This window comes from Bacillus sp. HY001 (assembly GCF_007558965.1).
Lineage (GTDB): Bacteria > Bacillota > Bacilli > Bacillales > Bacillaceae_G > Bacillus_A > Bacillus_A mobilis.
Map to the genome: position 1 here is coordinate 1 of NZ_VLTE01000167.1, position 2,499 is coordinate 2,499.

The following is a 2,499-nucleotide window of genomic DNA, read 5'->3' on the forward strand; positions in this document are numbered from 1 at the left end:
ATCGGCTCAAAGAAGCCCTTTCACAAATGAAACAAGACGCAACTTGCTTCTACAACTCAACCACAACACAAAAAAGGTGTGGGAATAAACGGAATCAATTAAACAATAAATATAGTTATATATTAATCTATTTTTATATCATATTCAATTGTTTTAAGGAAACAAAAATAAGAAGGGAATTTATATATAGTTGTTTTATGTACCATATAATAATGCCCCTGTTTCAACGTTTATAAATCCCCTCTTATTTCAGTTCTTGTTGTTACACCATGTACTGCATTTCAAAATAAAGTTTTTCTGGTTTTTGATTTTGGTCTAAATGACATAGTATTTCTGGAATGGTTTGTTCTTCTACTTCCATACTTTCCATATAAGACATACTTTCGTTTTCTTGAACTTTTTTAAAAATGGAAGTAGGTAGTTTGTCTGCAGAAAACACACCCATTTTGCTTCCTAACTTTTGTTCGGATGCAGCGTTGTAGAAAATTTCGTTCACAATGACCTCATTATCATCTGGATCATACATGTACCCTCGTTGTATACGTAGCAATTTGTTACTCCTTTCAAATATATTCCTTTACACGAATGTTTATATTTGTATATATTGTTTTTCTGTATAAAGGTGTCAAAGAATATTATTTCGTAAAATCCGTAATTTGTATAGAGGGAGATACAGGATAATTCGTTTTCTTAAATTTTTTTTAAATATTCCACGCTTTTTTATATAACAAACAAGCCACCCTTTAAAATGAATCAATAGCTTGTAAGGGCGGCTTAGTTTGTTGCGAATAGCTTTGTATTTAATTGTTTAATCTCTCCTTCTGCAAGGGGCTGGTAAAATGCATGTTGTAATCCTTGTATATGCAAGGTTTCTCCTATACATAACAATACTTTACCAGGGAGCAGGTCGAGTAATAGTTCATTATTAATTTGCTTTGCTTGGTTTTCAGTAGAAACATAGATAACTAACACTGTAGGATTGTTTCCTAAATCTTGCATAATAACATCTTTTCCTGATTCTACGAAATCTTTCCATCGAGCAATAATTCGTTTTAAACGATCCTTTTTATCTGTTAGTAGAGTGGAGTATACAACGAAATTAAATATGTGATTTACTCCGCCTTGCACTGCAAAACTTAAAGGAGGGGTAAAAACCCCTTTACTAATAGATGGATGCATAATATGACCTAAAAACGATGGAGCATAACGCAGGTGGCAGATTAATTCTATATCGTGCCAATAACGTAAGTGAACATATTTACCGTGATTATCAATTCGTTCTGGGGCAAAGAAGAACATATTTCCTTGCCAGTATTTTAAAAATTTGTAACCATTGTCGGATAACGTATATGTTTCTTCAAAGATCTCCATTTCAAAACTCTCCACTTGCCATTTTTCAATTAGACGGTAGTAAAGTAATCCTTGAAGTGCATCATTTATTTTCTTACGAGAATATTTATCCTTAAATAAATATAATAAATGATTAAATCGAACAGATGTATGAACACCAATGAAAGCAAGTAAGGTATACTGTTCTTCTGTTAAACGCTGCTTAAACTTAACCAATTCGTCAAAAGAATGGAATACATAGGTTTTATCCAGTTCATGTATCCGATATATTTGAAGTCCCTGTACATCCTCACTTGATAAATGAGGAATAGAAGGGACATAAGTGGGCAATTGTTTCTCTATTGTACGCATAGTCATCCATTAAAATTGGAAAATTGACGAATTAGTTTTTTTACTTTGTCCCTGCGGATAATTTAGGATACGCACTGTACCTTTTCTATTTTTCGCGTCGATATTAAGCAGCTCACATGTAACAATCGTTTGATTTTTCGCATCTTCTACAGTTGGATTAGCAAGATTACGGCTCTTAAGTCCTTTAAACTGAATTCCTGGTGCAACCTCTACGAAAATACCCGCAATAGCGTCTACCCCTACAATTTTACCTACAAATCGGTCACGGCGTTTCTTTAGTTCTAACAACTTTTCAATTGGATCTGTTTCTAGTTTCTTTTTATTTCCTCTAAATTCATAACGGCCATTCTTTTCCCCTACTTTATCGATGATAAGTTCTACAACATCACCAATGACAATATCCTCCGGACGGACGAATGTATAGGACCAGTGTGAGTACCGTACACCTATTGTTACACCGTGTACTTCAACTAAGACTGTTTGTGCAGATGGGATATGTCCTGAAACGGTTCCTGTGTATACCTTGTTGCCCTCTTGCGCTGTCACTTCTTCATATAATCTTTTTTGAAGTGCCAATTCTCCTGCAGTGATAGATACAACAGCAAAGTTGCCTTCCTCCGTTTTTTGGAAGTGTTCAATGATTAAAGGCTTGGTTCTACCAACTAGCCATTGAGGATTTTTAGGAACATTTATACCTGCCTCTGTAATGGGGCAATATGCTGTTGTATGAGTACCAATTTGCATTGTAAGTACTTGTATACGCTCAGACTTTCCGTTTTTAGTTGGGAATAGCTTTTC

Annotated in this window: 3 protein-coding genes; all 3 read right to left on the minus strand. The window is 34.5% G+C overall.

The features are described from left to right. Positions 1-262: 262 nt before the first annotated feature. Positions 263-526, minus strand: coding sequence for a hypothetical protein (locus FOT98_RS29950; protein ID WP_002020034.1), 264 nt, complete (start codon positions 524-526; stop codon positions 263-265). A 248-nt stretch (positions 527-774) separates the two neighbouring features. Further along, positions 775-1,701 (minus strand): hypothetical protein, encoded by a 927-nt coding sequence (locus FOT98_RS29955; RefSeq protein ID WP_001259102.1) that lies wholly within the window; start codon positions 1,699-1,701, stop codon positions 775-777. A gap of 9 nt (positions 1,702-1,710) precedes the next feature. After that, positions 1,711-2,499 (minus strand): RNA-binding protein (locus FOT98_RS29960; protein WP_144291210.1); only part of this gene is annotated, 789 nt, incomplete at its 5' end.